Annotated in this window: 21 protein-coding genes; 11 read left to right on the top strand and 10 right to left on the bottom strand. The window is 65.4% G+C overall.

The features are described 5' to 3' along the window. Positions 1–13: 13 nt before the first annotated feature. The 4 genes from kynU to VSX77_RS00680 form a co-directional block, all read right to left on the bottom strand. A complete protein-coding gene (gene kynU, locus VSX77_RS00695) occupies positions 14–1,249 on the bottom strand; it encodes a kynureninase (RefSeq protein ID WP_338425762.1) in 1,236 nt (411 codons plus the stop codon). Then, complete coding sequence (kynB, locus tag VSX77_RS00690) at positions 1,249–1,875, bottom strand: arylformamidase (protein ID WP_338425761.1); 627 nt, start codon at positions 1,873–1,875, stop codon at positions 1,249–1,251. Before kynB ends, kynU begins: the two co-directional genes overlap by 1 nt. Next, positions 1,872–2,789: a tryptophan 2,3-dioxygenase gene (locus VSX77_RS00685; RefSeq protein ID WP_338425760.1), complete on the bottom strand. Its 918-nt coding sequence runs from the start codon at positions 2,787–2,789 to the stop codon at positions 1,872–1,874. Before VSX77_RS00685 ends, kynB begins: the two co-directional genes overlap by 4 nt. A 64-nt stretch (positions 2,790–2,853) precedes the next feature. Beyond that, the gene (locus VSX77_RS00680; RefSeq protein ID WP_338425759.1) at positions 2,854–3,393 is read right to left on the bottom strand and encodes an Lrp/AsnC family transcriptional regulator; all 540 of its coding nucleotides are present in this window, start codon (positions 3,391–3,393) and stop codon (positions 2,854–2,856) included. Between the two features lie 121 nt (positions 3,394–3,514). Here VSX77_RS00680 and phhA point away from each other — a divergent pair, with 121 nt between their 5' ends. Further along, a complete protein-coding gene (phhA, locus tag VSX77_RS00675; protein ID WP_338425758.1) occupies positions 3,515–4,354 on the top strand; it encodes a phenylalanine 4-monooxygenase in 840 nt (279 codons plus the stop codon). A 15-nt stretch (positions 4,355–4,369) separates the two neighbouring features. Here the strand turns inward: phhA and VSX77_RS00670 are convergent, their stop codons facing one another. Beyond that, positions 4,370–5,137 (bottom strand): helix-turn-helix transcriptional regulator, encoded by a 768-nt coding sequence (locus VSX77_RS00670; RefSeq protein WP_338425757.1) that lies wholly within the window; start codon positions 5,135–5,137, stop codon positions 4,370–4,372. Between the two features lie 147 nt (positions 5,138–5,284). On the opposite strand from VSX77_RS00670, the gene VSX77_RS00665 reads away from it, so the two are divergent. The 4 genes from VSX77_RS00665 to leuC all read left to right on the top strand — a co-directional run bounded on the left by VSX77_RS00665 (position 5,285) and on the right by leuC (position 10,548). Next, positions 5,285–6,178, top strand: coding sequence for an EamA family transporter (locus VSX77_RS00665; protein WP_338425756.1), 894 nt, complete (start codon positions 5,285–5,287; stop codon positions 6,176–6,178). A 167-nt stretch (positions 6,179–6,345) separates the two neighbouring features. After that, a complete protein-coding gene (locus tag VSX77_RS00660) occupies positions 6,346–7,689 on the top strand; it encodes a phosphotransferase family protein (protein WP_338425755.1) in 1,344 nt (447 codons plus the stop codon). A gap of 142 nt (positions 7,690–7,831) precedes the next feature. Beyond that, positions 7,832–9,127, top strand: a complete 1,296-nt coding sequence (locus VSX77_RS00655) for an acyl-CoA dehydrogenase family protein (RefSeq protein WP_338425754.1) — start codon at positions 7,832–7,834, stop codon at positions 9,125–9,127. A gap of 8 nt (positions 9,128–9,135) precedes the next feature. Continuing rightward, on the top strand, positions 9,136–10,548 hold the full coding sequence (gene leuC / locus VSX77_RS00650) for a 3-isopropylmalate dehydratase large subunit (RefSeq protein ID WP_338425753.1): 1,413 nt from the start codon (positions 9,136–9,138) through the stop codon (positions 10,546–10,548). A gap of 3 nt (positions 10,549–10,551) precedes the next feature. On the opposite strand, the gene VSX77_RS00645 is transcribed toward leuC, so the two are convergent. Continuing rightward, positions 10,552–11,847: an MFS transporter gene (locus tag VSX77_RS00645; protein ID WP_338425752.1), complete on the bottom strand. Its 1,296-nt coding sequence runs from the start codon at positions 11,845–11,847 to the stop codon at positions 10,552–10,554. A 130-nt stretch (positions 11,848–11,977) separates the two neighbouring features. Between VSX77_RS00645 and pgsA the strand changes: the two genes are divergently transcribed. From pgsA to VSX77_RS00630, 3 genes are read left to right on the top strand one after another with little or no spacing between them, the layout of a single operon-like run. Next, positions 11,978–12,550, top strand: coding sequence for a CDP-diacylglycerol--glycerol-3-phosphate 3-phosphatidyltransferase (pgsA, locus tag VSX77_RS00640; RefSeq protein WP_338425751.1), 573 nt, complete (start codon positions 11,978–11,980; stop codon positions 12,548–12,550). Further along, positions 12,550–12,807: a MoaD/ThiS family protein gene (locus tag VSX77_RS00635; protein ID WP_338425750.1), complete on the top strand. Its 258-nt coding sequence runs from the start codon at positions 12,550–12,552 to the stop codon at positions 12,805–12,807. Before pgsA ends, VSX77_RS00635 begins: the two co-directional genes overlap by 1 nt. Then, positions 12,804–13,256 (top strand): molybdenum cofactor biosynthesis protein MoaE, encoded by a 453-nt coding sequence (locus VSX77_RS00630; protein ID WP_338425749.1) that lies wholly within the window; start codon positions 12,804–12,806, stop codon positions 13,254–13,256. The genes VSX77_RS00635 and VSX77_RS00630 overlap by 4 nt, the downstream gene beginning before the upstream one ends. 356 nt (positions 13,257–13,612) lie before the next feature. Here the strand turns inward: VSX77_RS00630 and VSX77_RS00625 are convergent, their stop codons facing one another. Beyond that, positions 13,613–14,518 carry a hydrogen peroxide-inducible genes activator gene (locus VSX77_RS00625; protein WP_338425748.1) on the bottom strand — a complete coding sequence of 302 codons (906 nt, stop codon included), beginning with the start codon at positions 14,516–14,518 and terminating at the stop codon, positions 13,613–13,615. A 135-nt stretch (positions 14,519–14,653) separates the two neighbouring features. Here VSX77_RS00625 and VSX77_RS00620 point away from each other — a divergent pair, with 135 nt between their 5' ends. Then, positions 14,654–15,121 carry a hypothetical protein gene (locus VSX77_RS00620; RefSeq protein WP_338425747.1) on the top strand — a complete coding sequence of 156 codons (468 nt, stop codon included), beginning with the start codon at positions 14,654–14,656 and terminating at the stop codon, positions 15,119–15,121. A gap of 109 nt (positions 15,122–15,230) precedes the next feature. On the opposite strand, the gene trmFO is transcribed toward VSX77_RS00620, so the two are convergent. Next, the gene (gene trmFO, locus VSX77_RS00615; RefSeq protein ID WP_338425746.1) at positions 15,231–16,580 is read right to left on the bottom strand and encodes a methylenetetrahydrofolate--tRNA-(uracil(54)-C(5))-methyltransferase (FADH(2)-oxidizing) TrmFO; all 1,350 of its coding nucleotides are present in this window, start codon (positions 16,578–16,580) and stop codon (positions 15,231–15,233) included. 75 nt (positions 16,581–16,655) lie between these two features. Here trmFO and VSX77_RS00610 point away from each other — a divergent pair, with 75 nt between their 5' ends. Then, positions 16,656–17,327, top strand: coding sequence for a lysoplasmalogenase family protein (locus tag VSX77_RS00610; protein WP_338425745.1), 672 nt, complete (start codon positions 16,656–16,658; stop codon positions 17,325–17,327). Between the two features lie 128 nt (positions 17,328–17,455). After that, entirely contained in the window at positions 17,456–18,028 is a 573-nt protein-coding gene (locus tag VSX77_RS00605; protein ID WP_338425744.1) for a peroxiredoxin, read from the top strand. A gap of 18 nt (positions 18,029–18,046) precedes the next feature. Here VSX77_RS00605 and VSX77_RS00600 read toward each other — a convergent pair whose 3' ends face one another. Together VSX77_RS00600 and VSX77_RS00595 are read right to left on the bottom strand one after the other, a co-directional pair. Continuing rightward, positions 18,047–19,270 carry a dihydroorotase gene (locus tag VSX77_RS00600; protein ID WP_338425743.1) on the bottom strand — a complete coding sequence of 408 codons (1,224 nt, stop codon included), beginning with the start codon at positions 19,268–19,270 and terminating at the stop codon, positions 18,047–18,049. Then, positions 19,261–20,256 carry an aspartate carbamoyltransferase catalytic subunit gene (locus VSX77_RS00595; RefSeq protein WP_338425742.1) on the bottom strand — a complete coding sequence of 332 codons (996 nt, stop codon included), beginning with the start codon at positions 20,254–20,256 and terminating at the stop codon, positions 19,261–19,263. The genes VSX77_RS00600 and VSX77_RS00595 overlap by 10 nt, the downstream gene beginning before the upstream one ends. Positions 20,257–20,433: the final 177 nt, after the last annotated feature.

The following is a 20,433-nucleotide window of genomic DNA, read 5'->3' as shown; positions in this document are numbered from 1 at the left end:
ATATCCGGTCCTTTCAGGTTACGACCGCGCGCACGCGATATTCCGGCCTGTCCCAGGCGCGCGTCAGGCAGATCTCGCGCAGCCGTTCGACCGCTTCGACAACATCGGCGTATCGAAGATACAGCGGGGTAAAGCCGAACCGGAGGACGTCGGGCGCGCGAAAGTCGCCGATGACCTCGCGCGCCTTGAGTGCCTGGACGATCTCGTAGCCATTGGGATGGCTATAGGAGACCTGGCTGCCGCGGAGCGTGGGATCGAGCGGACTTGCAAGTCGAAAGCCGAATTCGCCGCAGCGGGCCTCCATGCGTTCGATGAAAAGCTTGCTCAGTCCGATCGACTTGCGGCGGACGTCCCCTATGTCGGCCTGGTTCAACAGGTCGACCCCGCACTCGAGCGCGGCGAGTCCCAGAACGGGCGGCGTGCCGCACAGGAAGCGGGTTATCCCTTCCGCGGGCCGGTAATCCTCTTCGAAGGTGAAGGGACTGGCATGGCCGAACCAGCCCGACAGGACCGGGCGCGCCTGATGATGGCGGCGCGCCGCGAACAGGAAAGCCGGCGCTCCCGGGCCGCCATTCAGATATTTATAGCCGCAGCCCACGGCAAAATCGGCGTTTGCGCCATTCAGGTCGACCTCGATCGCGCCGGCGCTGTGGCTGAGATCCCAGACGACCAGCACATTCTTTGCATGGGCGCGGCGCGTTACCTCCGCCATGTCGCGGATGAGGCCAGATTTGTAGTGGACCTGCGTGAGCAGCAGCACCGCGACGTCGTCGTCGAGCCGGTCGACGACCGTCTCCGGATCGACGGTCAGCGCGCGCACGCGGCCACCGCTGAACGCCTCGATCCCCTGCATCATATAAACGTCGGTCGGGAAATTGCCGCTCTCCGACAGGATCACGCCGCGTTCCGGCCGCAACGACAGGGCGGCGGTTAGCGCTTTGAAAATATTGACCGATGTCGAATCCGCCGCGATCACTTCGTCCGGATCGGCGCCGATGATCGACGCGATCTTGTCGCCGATACGCTGCGGCGCGGTCGACCATTCGGCGCCCAGCCAGGAGGTGATGAGCCCGTCCGCCCATTCCTGCGTCACCGTTCTGGCAAGCCGCTCGGCGGTGGCGCGGGGCGCCGCCCCCAGCGAATTGCCGTCGACATAGATCAGCCCTTCGCGAAGCTGGAACGCGTCGCGAAAGCCGCGCAACGGATCCTGCGCATCCAGCGCCGCGATGTCCGCCAATTCCTGGATCATCAAAGCAACTCCCGCAAAATGGCACGCACGGGGCTCGCGTCGGCTCCGGCAATCTTAAGCGGCAGGGCAATCAGCTCATAGGGGCCACCCGGCACCCCATCGAGCACGAGACCCTCCAATATGCGCATGTCGCCCGCGAGGATCTCGTGATGGGCATCCATGGTCTTCGATTCCTGAGGATCGAGCGACGGTGCGTCCGTGCCGACGAGGCGCACGCCATTGCTGCGCAGGCGCGCGATCACGTCGGGCGCGATCGCGGTGAAATCGGGATCCCAACGGTCGGTTGGAAAGCGATCGTAAGTGCGAAACAGGATGCGTTCGAACCCGGATAGGGCTTCCCACTCGATGTCGCCGCTCTCCACCCGGCCGCGCGCGTGGCGTACGTCGACCAGAATACAGGGACCGACATAGGGGGCGAGCGCGCTTTCGGCGCTCGATTCGCCCGCGGCATGATAATGAAACGGCGCGTCCGCATGCGTTCCCGCGTGCAGCGGCGTCTCCATCGCGCCGATGTTCACCGGGCATTTGTCGTCGATTTCGGCAACGCGGCGCACGACGACCGGCGGCTCGCCGGGCCAGAGCGGCATACCGGGGCGCAGGATTTGCGATATGTCCCAGATCCTCACAGGACCGATCCCGCTGGAGCGTTGGCGTAGGTTGGACCCTCTTTGGCCGCGGCCATGCGGGTCCGCATCGACCAGAGTTCAGGGAAAAAGCTGAGGTTCAGCGCTTTGACGAGATAGTTGACGCCCGAGGAGCCCCCCGTTCCCATCTTCTGTCCGATAACCCGCGCGACCGTCTTCATGTGCTTGAAGCGCCACTCCTGGAAATAATATTCCAGCCCCGTGACCTTTTCGGCGAGCGTGTAGAGATCCCAGTGCGCCTCGACATCGGAATAGATCGTAAGCCAGGCATCCTCGACTGCGTCGGCCGGAACGTAAGGGCGGCTCCAGTCGCGATCGAGATGCGAGGCGGGAATGGCGAAGCCGCGGCGTGCGAGCAGCCGCAGCATCTCGTCATAAAGCGATGGTGCGTTGAGCGCCGCGAGCAGCCTTGCATGGACCGCCGGTTCGTCGGCGTGGACGAGCAGCAGGTCTTCCCGCTTGTTACCCAGCAGGAATTCGAGCTCACGATATTGATGCGACTGAAACCCCGAAGCCTTGCGCAAAAACCCGCGAAAGGTGAGGAAATCGTGCGGCGTCAGCGTCGCCAGCACTTCCCAGCTGTGGATCATGTGGCGCTGGATCGTCGCGATCCGGTCGAGCGTCTTCACCGCATGGTCGAGGTCGTCGCTTTTTAGCGCATCCAATACCAGATGCGCTTCGTGCAGGAGCAGCTTCAACCACAGCTCCATCGTCTGGTGCATGATGATGAAGAGCATTTCGTCCGGCTTGTCGGAAACCGGAATCTGGGACGAGAGCAGCCGTTCGGTTTGCAGGTGCCGGGCATAGGACAGCCCCTTGTCCCACTGGATCGTTTCGCCGTCGATCTGGGCCTCGAACGTCTCGACACCATCCTCGGTGTATTTGCGGATCGTCATTCGGCTCCCCATTCGATGCAGGACGAGAGGATCGCCGCGATCTCGCCGCCGCCTGCGATCCCCATCATTGCGATCCTTGGGCGGGCGCCGCCGCCCATTGCGTAAGCGACGCGCGCGCCTTGATCGTTTTCAGGCAGACGGTGGTCGAAAGCCGATGCACGCCCGGAAGCTTCGACAGGTCGTGCCGCAACAATTCGTCGATATGCTCGACCGACCGGGCGAAGACGCGCAACAAATAGTCGCTGTCGCCAGCGGTCGTATGGCATTCGATGATCGCGGGATGGGCAATTGCCGCCGCCTCGAAAGCCTCGTGCGCCTCGAAGCTGATCCGGACGGCGACATAACATTGCACGACGAGGCCCAGTGCGGCGGGATTGATGCGCGCCTCGAACCCCTGAATCACTCCGTCATTTTCCAGTTCGCGCACGCGCGACCAGCAGGGCGATTTGGACAGGCCCACGCGGTCGCTGAGGTCGGCGAAGGACATGCGGCCGTCGCTTTCCAGTTCGCCCAATATCTTCCAGTCGATCCTGTCCATCGCGTCCTCTCCGGCGCCGCCGTAAATCAGGTCATTCGGCGAGTTTTGCCGATTTTTCCGGAACATCATCCTTATAGCGTCCACGCCATAGCACATTGTGCTGAAGTTCCTGCTATTTTTCGCCGCCTTCGGGACAATGTTTTGCGCTACCCGCCCTATGGTTGCGCCGACCGGGAAGGAGTTGATGATGGCGGCGTCGCATGTTTACGAAAGGCCCCCTGAAGGTGTGGCCGCCGACTGGACGATGCCGCAGGACTGGGCCCAGTTCACTGATGCCGAACACCGCACCTGGGACCTGCTCGTGGAGCGACAGTCGCAAGCGCTGGACGGCCTGGCCTGCGATGCTTTCCTCACCGGACTGGATATTTTGCGACTGTCAAAGCCCGGGATTCCCGATTTTGACGAACTTAACCCGCGTCTCGCGCGCGCGACGGGGTGGCACGTGGTGGCGGTTCCCGGCGTGATCCCGAACGATGCCTTTTTCGCGCACCTGTCGGAGCGCCGCTTTCCCGCCGCGAATTTCCTGCGATCGGGGGAGTCGCTGGATTACTCGGAAGAGCCGGACATGTTTCACGACCTGTTCGGGCATCTGCCCATGCTGACCGATCCGATTTTTGCGGAGTTTCTTGTCGCCTATGGCAAAGCGGGCGTGAAGGCCGAGCGGTGCCGGGCGATCGATGCGCTGGGCCGGCTCTATCTGCATACCGTCGAGTTCGGGTTGATTCAGGAGCATGGCACTTTGCGTGCTTTCGGTGCCGGGCTGCTATCGAGCATCAGCGAGGCCGTTCATGCGGTCACGGCGCCGGATGTGCGCAGGATCGCCTTCGATCTCGAACGGGTGATGCAGACCGACTATCTGTTCGACGAATTTCAACGCTCCTATTTCGTCATCGAGAGCTTCGATCATCTGCTCGAGGTGACCGCCGAAACCGACTTTGAGCCCGTGTACCAGCGCCTGCGGGATGCCCCCCTGTTCGCGCCTGGGGCGGCGTGTCCGGGCGACAGGCCTGTCTTGCTGGACGCGTGAGCGTGCGCGGATCATTTATGCGGTGCCGTGTCGGTCATTCGCGCGGCGCCGCAGCTCGGTCGGTGCCATTCCGAATCGTCGCGCAAAGGCGCGGGTGAAACTGGCGTTGCTGGTATAGCCGCTGCGATAGCCGATGACGGCGACCGGCAGGTCGCTCTGCGCCAGCAATTGCCGCGCATTTTCGAGGCGGCGTTCGCTGACGGCTTCGGCGACGGTACATTGATAAAGTTCGCGAAACCCCCGCGTCAGCTTGGCCTTGCCCAGCCCGAAGCGGCGCGCGATGCCGTCGACTGTCAGCTTGTCCTGCCATCCTTCGAGCACCAGTTCGTGCGCCGCGGCGACCAGCGCAATCTCGCGTTCGCTGAGCGTGGTGGTTCCGTGCGCCTCGACCATGCGTCCGGCCTTGAGCGCCGAAAACAGCTGGCAAAGCAGTTCCAGGCTGCGCGCAATCCGTAACAGCGTGGCGGACTCGCCGTCGCCTTCGACCGCCACAACAGCGCGTCCGACGCCGCGCAGATCGGCGGGCAGATACCAGCGGCCGCTTGCCTTCGGGACGAGGCCGAAAAGTCGCCGGCACGCCGCACGGTTGATCGCCAGGATGACGAGGTCGTCATGCGCTTCGATGTCGAGCGCCCTTGGCGTCATCACGCTGACGGCGGGCTCACCGATGTCGCCGAAGCCCAGGATCAGCGGATCGGCCGGAAGCGCCGCCAGATCACACGATCCGCGACCGATGAAGCAGGTGATTTCGGGCGAGATGGTAACGATGCGTTTGCGGGCCATGGGGCCACAGCTTGGCCCGGCAAGACCCTCGGCTGCAACCGAAAATTCCCGTTCGCGGCGCGGCATCGACATTTTGTGACAAACAGGCGGCTTCCCACGCGATGTCGGACCGCTTAACGAGGCGCCCTGCAATGACAGCGAGTATCGATGACTATTTCCCCGGCTAACCCCCCATCGTCCGGCCGTATCGACCTGCTCGCGATAGGAGCCCTGTTCATCGGCCTGGTGTCGGTCACAGGCGGGGCGGCGCTTGCCAAGAATCTGTTTCCGCTCGTCGGACCCGCGGGTGCGACCGCGCTGCGCCTTGTTTTCGGTGCGCTGCTCCTGTCGATCGTGCTGCGACCATGGCGGCTCGACCTTCGCGGTGGCTGGCGATCGATCCTTGTCTATGGCGCCGTGCTGGGTGTCATGAACCTCAGCTTCTATCACGCGCTCGCCTATATCCCGCTGGGCATCGCGATCGCGATCGAGTTCATCGGACCCTTGGGGGTGGCGGTGTTTACGTCGCGCCGGCGTAGCGACCTCATCTGGATCGCGATTGCGGCGGCCGGGCTTCTCCTTCTGCTACCGCTACGCGACAGTGCCGCCGCGCTCGATTGGCGCGGGGTGGCGCTGGCGCTGCTCGCGGGGGTTTGCTGGGCAGCCTATATCCTGCTTGGCAAGCGTGCGGGGGTGGAGCATGGACCCGCCGCGGCCGCGGCAGGCACCGTCGTTGCGGCGGTTCTGGCCGCCCCGGTGGGGATCGTCCAGGCGGGCGCGGCACTGCTTCGGCCCGAGATATTGGCGCTGGGCCTCGCGGTTGGCCTCGTGTCGAGCGCCATACCCTATGGTTTCGAGATGGTCGCGCTGCGCCGCCTGTCACCCAGCACGTTCGGCACGTTGCTGAGCGCCGAACCCGCGGTCGGCGCGCTGATTGGCGTGGTTTTGCTCGGCGAATTGCTGTCGGGAGCACAATGGCTGGCGATCGGCCTCATCATGGTCTCGTCGATCGGCGCCGCGGCGGGGGCGCGAGAGGAAGCCGTGGCCGAGCCTCCGCCCTGACGAGACCGCGCCACCTTTGCAGCCCTTGCCCGCGCGCGGTTCATTCTATATAATTAGAATACTAAGTAATGGATCCTGCCCGTCGGAAGCGACAGGTTGGACCCGCGGGGATTGCAAATGCGCGAATTTTCGGAATGGTCTGAACGCACGCGGCGGGGGATGCGGGCATGAATGATTTTCCGGAAAAACTGGCGGCGGCGATGCGGCGATTCGCAGGGGAGGGGGACCTTTCCGCGCTTTCGCGCCTGTCGGGCGGCGCGAATATGGAAAGCTGGGCTTTCGAATGGGGATGCGGCGGGCGCACCGCACCCTATGTGCTGCGGCGCGCGCCGTCGGCGGCCTATATGGCCGATCGCCCCTTTGGCCATGCCGATGAGGCCGCGCTGGTGATCGCGGCGCGGACGGGCGGGGTGATGGCACCCGAAGTCGTCGGCGTGCTGGGCGATGCCGACGGCCTTGGTACCGGCTATGTCATGCGCCGCGTGATGGCGGAGGTGGCGCCCGCGGCAATCCTTGCCGATCCGCCGCCGTCGCTCCTTGCCGACCTGGGGCGCGAACTGGCGCATATCCACGCGCTGCCGCTGGCGACAATCCCGCCGGCAATCCCGCATATGGACACGCGCGAGGCGCTGGCGACGCTGAAAGCGCGCTTCCTTGACTATGGCGGCGACCGCCCGGTGATCGCGCTCGCGATCAAATGGTGCGAGGATCATCTTCCCGCGGCCGCCGATCCCGTGCTCGTCCATGGCGACTATCGCATGGGCAATATCATGGTCGACGCCGATGGTCTGGCGACCGTGCTCGACTGGGAGCTCGCGCATCTCGGCGACGCGCACGAGGATCTGGCCTTTGGTTGCATGACGGTGTGGCGGTTCGGCCGACTCGACAAGCCGGCGTTCGGGCTTGGCAGTGTCGACGATTATTTTGCCGCTTATGAAGCGGCGGGCGGCCGCCCCGTCGATCGCGACCGGTTTCGTTTCTGGCTGGTCTATCGCACGCTCTGGTGGGCGCTGGGCTGCCTTCAGATGGGCGAGGCCTGGCGCAGCGGCGCCGACCGCACGGTCGAGCGCGTCGTCGTCGGGCGGCGCACCGCCGAACAGGAACTGGACCTGATCCGCCTGCTGGAGGCGGAGGCGCCCGAAGCCGAGCGCGCCCATCCGCTTCCACCATCGCAGCCCGCCGCGCCTGCTCCGACGGGCGAGCCGACGAACCGGGAGATGGTGCAGGCGGTGCGCGACTGGATCGAAGGCGCGATCAAGCCGCACGCGGCAGGTCATGCCAAGTTCGAGGCGGTGGTTGCGATGAACGCGCTCGGTATCGTGCTGCGCGACCTCGATGCCGGAACGCGCGCCGAGGACAAGGCGCTGGCGGATGAATTGCTGTCGGGCGCCGCGACGCTCGCGCGCCCCGGCTTGCTCGCAAAGCTTCGCCGCGCGGTGCTCGACAAATGCGCGGTCGACAGCCCGAAATATGCCGCAATGTCCCGCGCGAAGGAAGAATGGGGCGATTAGGCAATCAGGGTCCCCTTTTTCCGTTCGTGCTGAGCTTGTCGAAGCACCGTTCTTTCTTTCGACGCTGCAAAGAAAGAACGGCCCTTCGACAAGCTCAGGGCAAACGGAGTTGGGAAAACAAGTAACGATCAGGAGAGAGACGATGGATTTTGCGGTTCCGGCCGATTTGCAGGCCTATCTGGACGAACTCGACGCTTTCATCGCGACCGAGATCAAGCCGCTGGAGATGGCGGACGACAATATCCGCTTTTTCGACCATCGCCGCGAGCACAGCCGCACCGACTGGGACAATCAGGGTCTGCCGCGCCACGAGTGGGAAGAACTGCTGCGCGCCGCGACGCGCAAGGCCGACGCCGCGGGGCACTGGCGCTTTTCCGCGCCGAAGAAATATGGCGGCAAGGATGGCAGCAATTTGTGGATGGCGGTGATCCGCGAACATTTCGCCGCCAAGGGACTGGGCCTGCACAATGATTTGCAGAACGAGCACAGTATCGTCGGCAATTTCCCCTTCGTCGAAATGTTCGAACAGTTCGCGACGAGCGAGGAACAGAAGGCGGAATTCATCCTCGGCGGGTTCGAAGGCAAGCGCCGCACCGCCTTTGGCCTGACCGAGCCCGACCATGGCAGCGACGCGACGCATATGGAAACGCGCGCGGTGCGCGAAACCCGCGACGGCGTCGACGGCTGGCGCATCAATGGCGCGAAGATGTGGACGACGGGGATGCACGTCGCGACGCATTGCGCGACCTTTTGCCGGACGAGCGGGAATGACGGCGACGCGAAAGGTATAACATGCCTGCTCGTCCCCAATCCGTCGCCGGGGCTCAAAATCGAGGAATATCTCTGGACCTTCAACATGCCGACCGACCATCCGCGCGTCAGCTTCACCGATGTGTGGGTGCCCGACAGCGCGCGGCTGGGGCCCGAGGGCGGCGGTCTGTCGATTGCGCAGAGCTTCGTCCACCAGAACCGTATTCGTCAGGCGGCGAGTTCGCTGGGCGCGGCGGTTTACTGCATCGAGGAAAGTGTCCGCTACGCAAGGGAGCGCAAACCCTTTGGCGAAGCGCTGGCGAAGAATCAGGCGATCCAGTTCCCGCTGGTCGAGTTGGCGACACAGGCCGAAATGCTGCGCCTGCTGATCCGCAAGACCGCGTGGGACATGGACAACACCCCGCACAAGGAGATCGAGCGCACGCTGTCGGACAAGGTCAGCATGTGCAATTATTGGGCGAACCGCCTCGTCTGCGAAGCCGCCGACCGGGCGATGCAGGTTCACGGCGGCATCGGCTATTCGCGGCACAAGCCCTTTGAGCATATCTATCGCCACCACCGCCGCTATCGCATCACCGAAGGCGCCGAGGAGATTCAGATGCGCAAGGTTGCGGCCTATCTCTTCGGCTATCTGGGTCCGCGGCGCGAGACGCTGGGGCGGATCTGACGCGCCCGATGAACCAGCCCCGCACGCTGTACGACAAGATATGGGATGCGCACGCCGTCGCGGAGGATGATGGCGAGACGCTGCTCTATATCGACCTGCACCTGCTGCACGAGGTGACCTCGCCGCAGGCCTTTGCGGGGCTTGCAGCGGCGGGACGGCCGGTGCGGCGCCCCGAACGCGCGCTCGCGCTGTCCGATCATAATGTGCCCACCGCGGGGCAGGCGCTTGGCCCGGCGGGCGTCGCCGACGCCGAGGCGCGCGCGCAGCTCGAGGCGCTGGTCGCGAACACGCGCCGCTTCGGCATCGAAAATCTCCCGATGGGCGATCCGCGCGGCGGCATCGTCCATGTCGTCGGCCCCGAACAGGGGCGATCGCAGCCGGGCATGACGATCGTTTGCGGCGACAGCCACACCTCGACCCATGGCGCGTTCGGCGCGCTCGCGTTCGGCATCGGGACGTCGGAGGTCGAGCATGTGCTCGCGACGCAGACGATCCGCCAGCGCCGCGCGCGCAACATGCGCGTAACCGTCGACGGGGCGCTGGCGCCGCATGTCCAGGCCAAGGATCTGGCGCTTCACCTGCTCGGAACGATCGGCGTCGATGGAGCGGGCGGGCATGTCATCGAATATGCGGGCACGGCGGTGCGCGCGCTGTCGATGGAGGGGCGCATGACGCTCTGCAATCTCAGCATCGAAATGGGCGCGCGCGCGGGGTTGATCGCGCCCGACGCCACGACCTTTGCCTATCTGAACGGCCGTCCGGCGGTGCCCGATGGTGCAGCGTGGGACGCGGCGGTTGCGCGCTGGAAGGCGCTCGCCAGCGACAATGACGCCATGTTCGATCGCGAGATGCGGATCAATGCGTGCGACGTCCGGCCGATGGTCAGCTGGGGCACCAACCCGTCGCAGGTTGTGCCGATCGACGGGCGCATCCCCGACCCGGCGGCGCTCGGCGATCCCGACGCGCGCGCCGCGGCCACCCGCGCGCTCGCCTATATGGATTTGACGCCGGGCAGCCCGATCGCCGGACAGCGGCTCGACCGCGTGTTCATCGGCAGCTGCACGAACAGCCGGATCGAGGATCTCCGCGCGGTCGCTGCCGTCGTGCGCGGTCGCCGCATCGCGCCGCACGTCCGCGCGATGGTGGTCCCCGGATCGGGACTGGTCAAGCGGCAGGCGGAGGCCGAGGGCATCGCCGCGACGCTCCGCGATGCCGGGTTCGACTGGCGCGAGCCGGGCTGTTCGATGTGCGTGGGTATGAACGCCGACCGCTTGTCGCCCGGCGAACGCTGTGCCGCGACGTCGAACCGCAATTTCGAAAACCGGCAGGGGCAGGGCGGGCGGACGCATCTGATGAGCCCGGCGCTTGCCGCGGCCAGCGCAATCGCGGGCGCGATCGCCTCGCCCGATATGCTGGGCTAGCCCCTAGTCGCAGGCGCGGTGCAATTTGACCGCGAGCCAGGCCGAAACGAGGCACATCGCGGCGCTCATCAACAGCTGATCGACCACTCCGACGCCCGCGAGGCCGAGGCCCATGGCGAGTAGCGAGCCGACGACCATCGCGCCCGAATTGACGATATTGTTCGCCGCGACCGTGCGCGCGGTCTGATCCTTGGGCACCGTGGTGGTGAGAAAGGCATAGAGCGGGACGACGAACATGCCGCCACTGATCGCGATGCCGAGCAGCGCGGCGAGCAACGGGATGACGTCGGCGTGGTTCAGAAAGCCGCCGATGCCATACATCGCCCCCGACGGATCATGCTCCCAGCTGCGGCATACCCAATAGAAGGCGACGACGAACAGCCCCATGACGATCACGCTGGCGGGGCTGTAGCGCGCCGAAACCTGACCCTTCAGCAGGCGGTTGACCGCAACCGAGCCGATCGCGATGCCGATCGAGAAGATGGCGAGAAACAGGCTGGCGACGCTTTTGTCGGCATGAAGGATATTCTTCACCAGCGGCGGGAACTGGATGAACAGCACCGCGCCGATCGTCCAGAAAAAGCTGATCGACAGGATTGCGAGGAAAAGGCGCGGAATATGCAGCGTCGCGCTGACCAGCGTGATCGACGATCGGATGATATGCCAGTCGATGCCCGTTTCGGCATGTTCGGGCGGCGCGGGGGGCACTTTTCGCCCGGTCCAATAACCGATCGCGGCGACGAGCACGACGCCGAGCGCGGCCCATTCGACGTCGATCACCCCGGCAAGGATCGTCCCGGCGAGGATCGCGATATAGGTGCCTGCCTCGACCAGCCCGGTGCCTGCGAGCACCTCGTCGCTTTCCAGATGCTGCGGCAGGATCGCATATTTGATCGGGCCGAAGAAGGTCGAGTGGACCCCCATCGCGAACAGCGCGAGCATCATCAGCGGGATGGCGATCAGATGCACCGCATAACCGAGCCAGGCGAGGACCAGGCCCGCACCACCGACGAGCATGATGAGGATTTCGCAGAATTTGACGATGCGGATGATTCGCGCCTTGTCGCGCGTGTCGGCAAGCTGTCCCGCGAGCGCCGACAGGAGGAAGAAAGGCAGGATGAAAACGCCGGTCGCGACCGCGCTGAACAGCGTTTCCTGTTCCTCGCTGTTGAACACGCCATAAACGACGAACAGCACCATCGCATTCTTGAACAGATTGTCGTTGAACGCGCCGAGCAGCTGGGTGACGAAAAGGGGGAGGAACCGGCGTTGCTTCAATAGCGCAAAGGAGCCGGTCATGCGTGGTCCATTCTTTTCAGCATCGTCGGTTCGCACGCATTTCGCGGGCAACAGCTTGTCGCCCGGGGGGCTTATCGGCTAGGGCGGCGCTGGTCAAAGATCATTTTGACCAGCCATGTCGACGGGGATCATGCTGAGCCTTCCGAACATATTGACGCTGTCGCGAATCCTGGCGGTTCCCATCCTGCTGTTCCTGTTGTGGCCGGGCGTGACGGAAGGTTCGCCCCAGCCCAAGCCGATCGATTATGCGCTGGCCTTCGGCCTTTACTGCCTGATGGGCATTACCGATTATTTTGACGGCTATGTTGCACGCGCGCGCGGCACCGTGTCGCGGCTGGGCATCTTCCTCGACCCCATTGCCGACAAGATCATGATCGCGGCGGTGATCCTGCTGCTCGTCTTCACGCGCGACATCGACGGCTGGCACGTCATTGCGGCGCTGGTAATCCTGCTGCGCGAAATCATCGTGTCGGGACTGCGCGAATTCCTCGCGACCTTGCAGGTGTCGATGCCGGTGACGCAGCTGGCCAAGTGGAAGACGGCGTTTCAGCTCGTCGCCTTTGGCGCGCTCATCTTTGCGGGGGCCTTGCCCGCGATGGCGTGGATCAAGGCCGTCGGGCTGGTTTCGCTATGGGGGGCGGCGGTACTGACGCTGGTGACCGGCTGGGACTATCTGCGCGTCGGCCTGAAGCATATGGACTGATGAGGCTCGACCTGTCCTATTTCGCCTGGGTCCGCGAGCGAATGGGCGTCGCCGCCGAGACGGTCGAACTGCCGCCCGCGATCGCCGACGTTGCAGGGCTGCTCGGCTGGCTCGCGGCGCGCGACGAACGGGGCGCCGCGGCCTTTGCCGAACCGCACCGCATTCGCGCCGCGATCGACGGGGTGATGATGGGCCCCGATGCACCGCTGGCGCGCGCGCGCGACGTCGCGCTGTTTCCGCCCGTGACGGGCGGATGATCCGCGTTTTCGTCCAGACGACGCCGATCGAGATCGGCACCGAGTTCGACCTGCACGATGCCGGCGGACATGGCGCGAGCGCGAGTTTCATCGGACGCGTGCGCGGCGACGACGACCTGACCGAATTGTTTCTGGAGCACCATCCGGTGATGACCGAGGCCGGGCTTGCGGGCCTGGCGCACGCGGCGGTCGACCGCTGGAAGCTGGGGGCGCTGACCCTGATCCACCGCGTCGGCGCGATGGCGCCGGGCGAGACAATCGTGCTCGTGCTCGCAAGCAGCCGTCACCGCGCAGAGGCGCTGGCGGCGTGCGAATATCTGATCGACCGGCTGAAAACCGACGTAATGCTGTGGAAACGCGAGACGTTTGCCGACGGGCGCGTCGCGTGGGTCGAGGAGCGCGCGGGGGATCGCGATCGCGCGGCGCGCTGGGACCGGGGCGGGGAATAAAGGCCGAGCGGCCCCGGAACGCTTCCAAAGGTCAGTAAAAGTCAGCCTGGTGCGGCGCCCGGTTTGCCATGTCCGGCGGGCATATGCGAGCCTGTGCCCTCCGCAACGATACATGCCGTCGCGACTGGCCTTATCCAGCTTGTCAAAGGACAGGAGTGAAGGCTGGCATAGCGGGGTCATGTAGGACAGCGGTTTTTTTGGGTGTCCGGTTTGGGGTGGGGAGCGAACGTTCAATAAACCGTCGCCCCCGCGAAGGCGGGGGCCGCAATCGGCCTTTTCCTGCGCCGCTGCGTAAACCGACAGCGGCCCCCGCCTGCGCGGGGGCGACGGCTAGGTTTGGTCCAAACCCGACCCCGCTACCGCGCCTGATGCTTGCGAAAAATGTCGGCGAGCATCCGGAATTCGTCGGCGCGCGGGCTGCCCTTGCGCCATACCAGCGCGATCGTGCGCCAGTCATGGTCCGAATCGAGCGGGCGCGTGTCGATGTCGGTGTGGTCGAGGATGCCCGCCTCGATCGCCATCTGGGGGAGCATGGTGATGCCCAGGCCGTTATCGACCATCTGCACCAGCGTATGCAGCGACGTGCCCATCATCCGCGCGCCGGCGCGCAATTCGGGGCGGTTGCACGCGGCGAGCGCGTGGTCCTTCAGGCAATGGCCATCCTCGAGCATCAGCATTTGCGAGGGATCGATCTGGTCGGCGCTGACCATCGCAGGCAGGTTTTCGGACTGATCGCCGGGGAAGGCGACGAACAGCGCGTCGTCGAACAGATTCTCGCTCTCGACGTCGCCGCACGCATAAGGGAGTGCGAGCAACACGCAGTCGACGGCGCCGTGATGGAGCGATTCGCACGCCTGCGCGCTCGGCTCCTCGCGCAGGAACAGCTTCAGCGACGGGCGCTCCTTGCGCAGTCGCGGGAGGAGGTCGGGGAGGAGGAACGGCGCGATCGTCGGAATCACGCTCATGCGCAATTCACCGACGAGCGGTGCGGCGGCCGCAGCAGCCATGTCGGCGAGTTCTTCGGCCTCGCGCAGTACGCGGTGCGCCTTTTCGACGATCTTGTCGCCAAGCGCGGTGAAGCGCACGACGCGGCGCGTGCGCTCGACGAGCGTTTGCCCCAGCAGCGTCTCAAGCTCGCGGATGCCCGCCGACAGCGTCGATTGGGTGACGTTGCAGGCATCTGCGGCGCGGCCGAAATGGCCGTGCTCGTGGAGCGCGACGAGATATTGCATCTGTTTGAGCGAGGGCAGGTAGTTTTGCATTGATCGAATATAGTGATCTGTCGAGCGATTTTGAACAAGTCAGGCGATTAAAATTCGCCGCCAATATGGTCGCATCGCGTGGCGTCGCGGCACCGGGCGTGATAGCTGGTCCGATCAATCGATGCGGAGGAGCAAATGGCGGTTTCGCGTTTCCTGATCGGCGGTGTCGCGAGCGCGCTGTTGCTCACCGGCGGGCTGTTCCTGTGGCAGGGGCACAGCCAGCTTGCGGACGAAGCGGTGCTGCCCGATCCGCCGCCCGCCTTGCCCGCGATCCCGGTTGCCGGAGCGAACGCGCCGACGCGGGGGCCGGCGCCGCCGGCACTGCCCGCCGCCAAAGAGGCGTCGCGCGAGGAACGCCGCTTTAACCGCTTCGACCGGGACCGCAACGAAAGGATCAGCCGCGTCGAACTGATGTCATCGCGGACGGCGGCGTTTCGCAAGCTCGACAAGGATGGCAATAATCTGCTGACCTTCGAGGAATGGGCGGTCGCGACAGGCGAGCGGTTCGCCGGGGCCGATGCCGACAAGTCGGGGGATCTGACGCGCGTGGAGTTCGCGACGACGGCGCCGAAGCGGGCAGCGAAGCCGGCGTGTCGGTGCTAAAGTACCCCGTCATTGCGAGCGAAGCGAAGCAATCTCCCGCGAGCGTCCCGCCATTGCGATAGCTGGAGATTGCCGCGTCGCCTTCGGCTCCTCGCAATGACGAAGGTGGTTAGGCCGCCACGTCTTTAGCTACCTTCATCCACTCAGCCAGCGCTTTGCCAGCGCGCTGCGTGTAACCCAGCTTGCGATCCTTTTTGCGTACATCCTCGGCAAGCGGCGGGAAAAGGCCGAAGTTGACGTTCATCGGCTGATAGGATGTTGCATCGGCGCCGCCCGTGATGTGGCCGAGCAGCGCGCCGAGCGCGGTTTCGGGCGGCGGCGGCGGCAGGGTTCGGCCGCCAAGCTCCGCGGCGGCGAAGCGCGCGGCGACGAGTCCGATCGCGGCGCTTTCGACATAGCCCTCGCAGCCGGTGATCTGCCCCGCGAACCGGATATGCGGCGCCGATTTCAGGCGAAGCTGGCCGTCGAGCAGCTCGGGCGAGCGGATGAAGCTGTTGCGGTGGAGGCCGCCAAGTCTTGCGAATTCGGCCTTTTCGAGCCCCGGGATGGTGCGGAACAGCTCGATCTGCGCGCCATGTTTGAGCTTGGTCTGGAAACCGACCATATTCCACAGCGTCCCCAGCGCATTGTCCTGCCGCAGCTGGACGACCGCATAGGGCCAGCGTCCGGTGCGCGGATTGTCGAGCCCGACGCCCTTCATCGGGCCGAAGCGCAGGGTTTCGACGCCGCGTTCGGCCATCACCTCGATCGGCATACAGCCTTCGAAATAGGGCGTGTCCTTTTCCCAATCCTTGAAGTCGGTCTTTTCGCCGTCGATCAGCCCCTGAACGAAGGCGTGATATTGATCCTTGTCCATCGGGCAATTGATATAATCCTTGCCGTCGCCGATCGGCCCGACCTTGTCCCAGCGGCTCGCCATCCACGCGATGTCCATGTCGATGCTGTCGCGGTAGACGATCGGGGCGATGGCGTCGAAAAAGGCGAGCGCGTCCTTGCCCGTCGCCGCGCCGATGCTTTCCGCAAGGCTCGCGGCGGTCAGCGGGCCGGTCGCGACGATGGACAGCCCCTCGCCCGGCAGCGTGTCGATGCGTTCGCGAACGATGTTAACATTGGGATGATTTTCGAGCGCGCGCGTGACGCCGCCCGAAAAAAGGTCGCGATCGACCGCGAGCGCCGAGCCCGCGGGGACCTTGGTCGCATCGGCCTCGCGCATGATGATCGAGCCCAGTGTGCGCATTTCGCGGTGGAGCAGGCCGACGGCATTGCTGTCGCCATCGTCGCTGCGGAAGCTGTTCGAGCAGACCATTTCGGCGAGCGTATCGCCCTGATGCGCTGGCGTCATGTCGCCGCCCCCGCGCATTTCGGAGAGGCGCACGCGATAGCCCGCCTCGGCGAGCTGCCACGCCGCTTCGGACCCCGCGAGCCCGCCGCCGATGATGTGCACGTCGTATTCCGCCATTTACCCTGTCCGTTGACTTGCGACCAATATGCCGCGCACTAGGCGGGTTAATGGCAAGATGCAAAGGGGAGCGCGATGGACGAGGGGCAGCTTTGGGACCGGGCGCGCTGGTTGTGGCTGGCGGCGCTTGTTGGTGGGATCAGCTATTTCGCGGCGGTGATCCTGCGCCTCGACGGGCCGATAATCTGGGCGTGGAAGGCGTCGGGCGTCGGGCTGCTTGCCGTATGGGCGGCGGTTAACGCGCGGGGAGCTGGCGGGCGGATGATCGCTGCGGCGCTGGCTTTCGGCGCGCTCGGCGACTGGATGCTCGATGCAATCGGGATGATGCAGGGGGCGGCAGCGTTCGCGGCCGGGCATATCATTGCAATTGCCCTCTATCTCGGCAATCGGCGCGCGGCGATGACGGGCTCGCAAAAATTGCTCGTTTTTGCAGTTGTACCGCTCGCGTTATTGGCGGCGTGGGGCCTCACGAAACAGGCCGCACCCGAGCAGATGGCGGCGGCGATGGGGTACACCGCGATCGTCGCGCTGATGGCGGTGACCGCCTGGGCGAGCCGCTTCCCGCGCTATCGCACGGGCGTCGGCGCGATGCTGTTCCTCGCGAGCGACCTGTTCATTTTCGCAGGGGAGGGCGGGGCGCTATCCCGGAACGTGACGATGTGGTTCGTCTGGCCGCTTTATTTCGGCGGACAGGCGCTGATTGGGTGGGGTGTCGTCGGCACGCTGGCGAAAGACCGGCGCGGCTGATCAGGAAACACTGCGTGGGCGGCGTGCAGGCTCGGTGAAGCGCCATAGCGCTGGGACGAGGTCAATCGCGCTGGACGCGGCGGAGTTTTTTCCGCATCTTCGGCGTTGGCCGCATGGAGGATTGCCCGATGACGTTGCTGAAAACGCTCGTAATGCCGTTGGGGCTTGCCCTCGGGGTTGGCGTTTCGCTGACGGTGCATCCTACGCCGGGCATCGCCGCGCTCCAGCAAGGCGCAAAGGCCCCCGATTTCACATTGAGCGCTGCGCAAGGCGGCAAGCCGTTCAGCCTGTCGTTGAAAGCGGCGCTGAAGAAGGGGCCGGTCGTGCTCTATTTCTTTCCTGCCGCCTTTACGCCGGGCTGCACGCTGGAGGCGCATTTGTTTGCTGAAGCGAGCGATGATTTCAGTCGGCTCGGCGCGCGTGTGGTCGGCGTGACCGCGGGGAATATCGAGCGGGTGGCCGAATTTTCACGCTCCGAATGCCGTGACAAGTTCGCGGTCGCCGCCGATCCGGGAGCAAAGGTCGCGGCAAAATATGACGCGGCGATACAGCGCCCCGACGGGACGATGCGGTCCAATCGCACATCATTCGTGATCGCGCCGGACGGCACCATCCTGCTCAGCTACACCGACGCCAAACCGCAGGCGCATGTCGAAAAGACGATGGCGGCGGTGCGCGCGTGGAAGGCGCGGCGGCGCTGATCCCGTCCTGCTGCGATTTCAACGAATCCGCTTTCCGCCCTTCCACATCATCGTCGCGCGGCCCTGCATGGGCATACCGTCGAAGGGGGTATTGCCGGCCCACGCCGCCATCTTCTTGGCATCGACCTGCCACGGCGCGCCGTCATCGACGAGGATGAGGTCGGCTTCCATGCCCACCGCAAGGCGCCCGGTCTCGACGCCGAGCAGGCAGGCGGGGGCGGCGGCGAGCATTTCGAACAGGCGGCCCGGCGTGATATGGCCGTCGCGGACAAGGTTAAGCCCCATCGCGAGCAGCGTTTCGGCGCCCGCCATGCCGGGCAGTGCTTCGGCAAAGGGCAGGCGCTTGTCCTCGGGCCCGCGCGGATCGTGCCCCGACGACAATATGTCGATCGTGCCGTCGGCGACCGCGGCGAGGCAGGCGCGGCGATCGTCCTCGCTGCGCAACGGCGGCGAAAGGCGCGCAAAGGTGCGGAAATCGCCGATCGCGGTGTCGGAGAGGAACAGGTGGGCGGGGGTGATGCCGCATTGCACGGGCAGCCCCTTTGCCTTGGCGGCGCGGATCAGATCGAGCCCGCGCGCGGTCGTGACCTGGCGGAAATGGACGGGGGCGCCGGTTTCCTCGACGAGCGCCAGATCGCGCGCGATCGCCATCGCTTCGGCGACGGCGGGTGCGGAGGCGACGCCAAGCCGCGTCGCCATTTCGCCGTCGGTCGCGACCGCGCCGGCGGTCAGCCCCTCATCCTCGGCATGGATGATCGTGACGAGGCCCAGCGAGGCCGCGTAGGAAAGCACGCGGCGCATTACGCCGCTGTCGGCGATGCGGCCGCGGCCGGTGGCGACGGCGCGCGCGCCCGCCGCCTTCATCAGGCCGATTTCGGCGAGTTCGCGGCCTTCGAGGCCCTTAGTCGCGGCGGCGATGGGGTGGACCCAAAGGTCGGGCTTGCCGCCCTTGGCGGCCCGCTCGACGAGGCCGGCGCCGTCGAGCGGGCCGGTATCGGGCATCAGCGCGGCGCGCGTGATCCCGCCGAAGTGAAAGGCGGGCTTGTCGGTCGCAAAGACGCCGAGGTCGATGATGCCTGGGGCGAGCCACTGGCCCCTGGCATCGACGGTTTCGGCGCCTTCGGCGATGTCGGTCGGGTCGATCGCGGCGATGCGGCCGCCCACCGCGAGCAAGCTGCCCGCGCGCGGCGTGTCGCCGTCGATCAGCCGCGCATTGACGATATGGAGCGGCCTCAGTTCCATCCCGGCACTCCCCGCTGGCGGCGCGTCAAAATGTCGAGACATGCCATGCGCACCGCAACGCCCATTTCGACCTGTTCGGTGATCGTCGAGCGTAGGGCATCGTCGGCAATGCTGCTGTCGATTTCGACACCGCGGTTCATCGGGCCGGGGTGCATGACGATGGCGTCGGGCTTCGCCTTTTCAAGCCGCTGGGGCGTGAGGCCGTAGAGCGCGTGATACTCGCGCGCCGAGGGCAGATAGGCGCCATCCATGCGCTCGTTCTGCAGGCGCAGCATCATCACGACGTCGGCGTCTTTCAGCCCCGCGTCCATGTCGGCGAAGGTCGCAACGTGCATCCGCTCCATCGCGGGCGGGGTCAGCGTCGCGGGGGCGACGACGCGCACCTCGTTGCCGAGCAAGGTCAGCGCAAGGATGTTCGAGCGCGCGACGCGGCTGTGGAGGACGTCGCCGCAGATCGCAATGGTCAGCCCCTCGACGCGGCCGAGGCGGCGGCGGATGGTGAGGGCGTCGAGCAGCGCCTGCGTCGGATGCTCGTGGCGGCCGTCGCCCGCGTTGAGGACGGGGCAGTCGACCTTGTCGGCGATCAGCTGCACCGCGCCCGAGCTTGCGTGGCGGATGACCATGGCATCGGCGCGCATCGCGTTCAGGGTCATCGCAGTGTCGATCAGCGTCTCGCCCTTCTTCACGCTCGACTGCGCGGCGTGCATGTTGACGACATCGGCGCCGAGGCGTTTTCCGGCGATTTCGAACGACAGCAGGGTGCGCGTGGAGTTTTCGAAAAAGGCGTTGATGATCGTCAGCCCTGCGAGCCGGTCGTCATGCTTCGCCGCGCCACTGCGATTGAGTTCGACCCATTCTTCAGCAGCATCCAATATGTAGGAAATCTCCCACGGGGTGAGCTGGGCGATGCCGGTGAGGTGGCGATGGCGAAAGGCATCGCCGCCGGGCGGATAGTCGCTGGCGGGTCGGATGGTAGGGCTTGTCATTAAAGGGGAGCGTTTAGGGAGGGGCAGCGATTTTGGCAAGCGTATCCTCCCTGTGGCGAAGCCATGGGGAGGGGGACCGCGCCCGAAGGGCGTGGTGGAGGGGCAGCAGCGGCAGCGTTATGGCCCCTCCGTCAGCGCTTCGCGCTGCCACCTCCCCATGGCTTCGCCACAGGGAGG

It is taken from the genome of Sphingopyxis sp. TUF1 (genome assembly GCF_036687315.1).
Taxonomy (GTDB): domain Bacteria; phylum Pseudomonadota; class Alphaproteobacteria; order Sphingomonadales; family Sphingomonadaceae; genus Sphingopyxis; species Sphingopyxis kveilinensis.
This window is presented reverse-complemented; position numbering and strand designations above follow the sequence as displayed.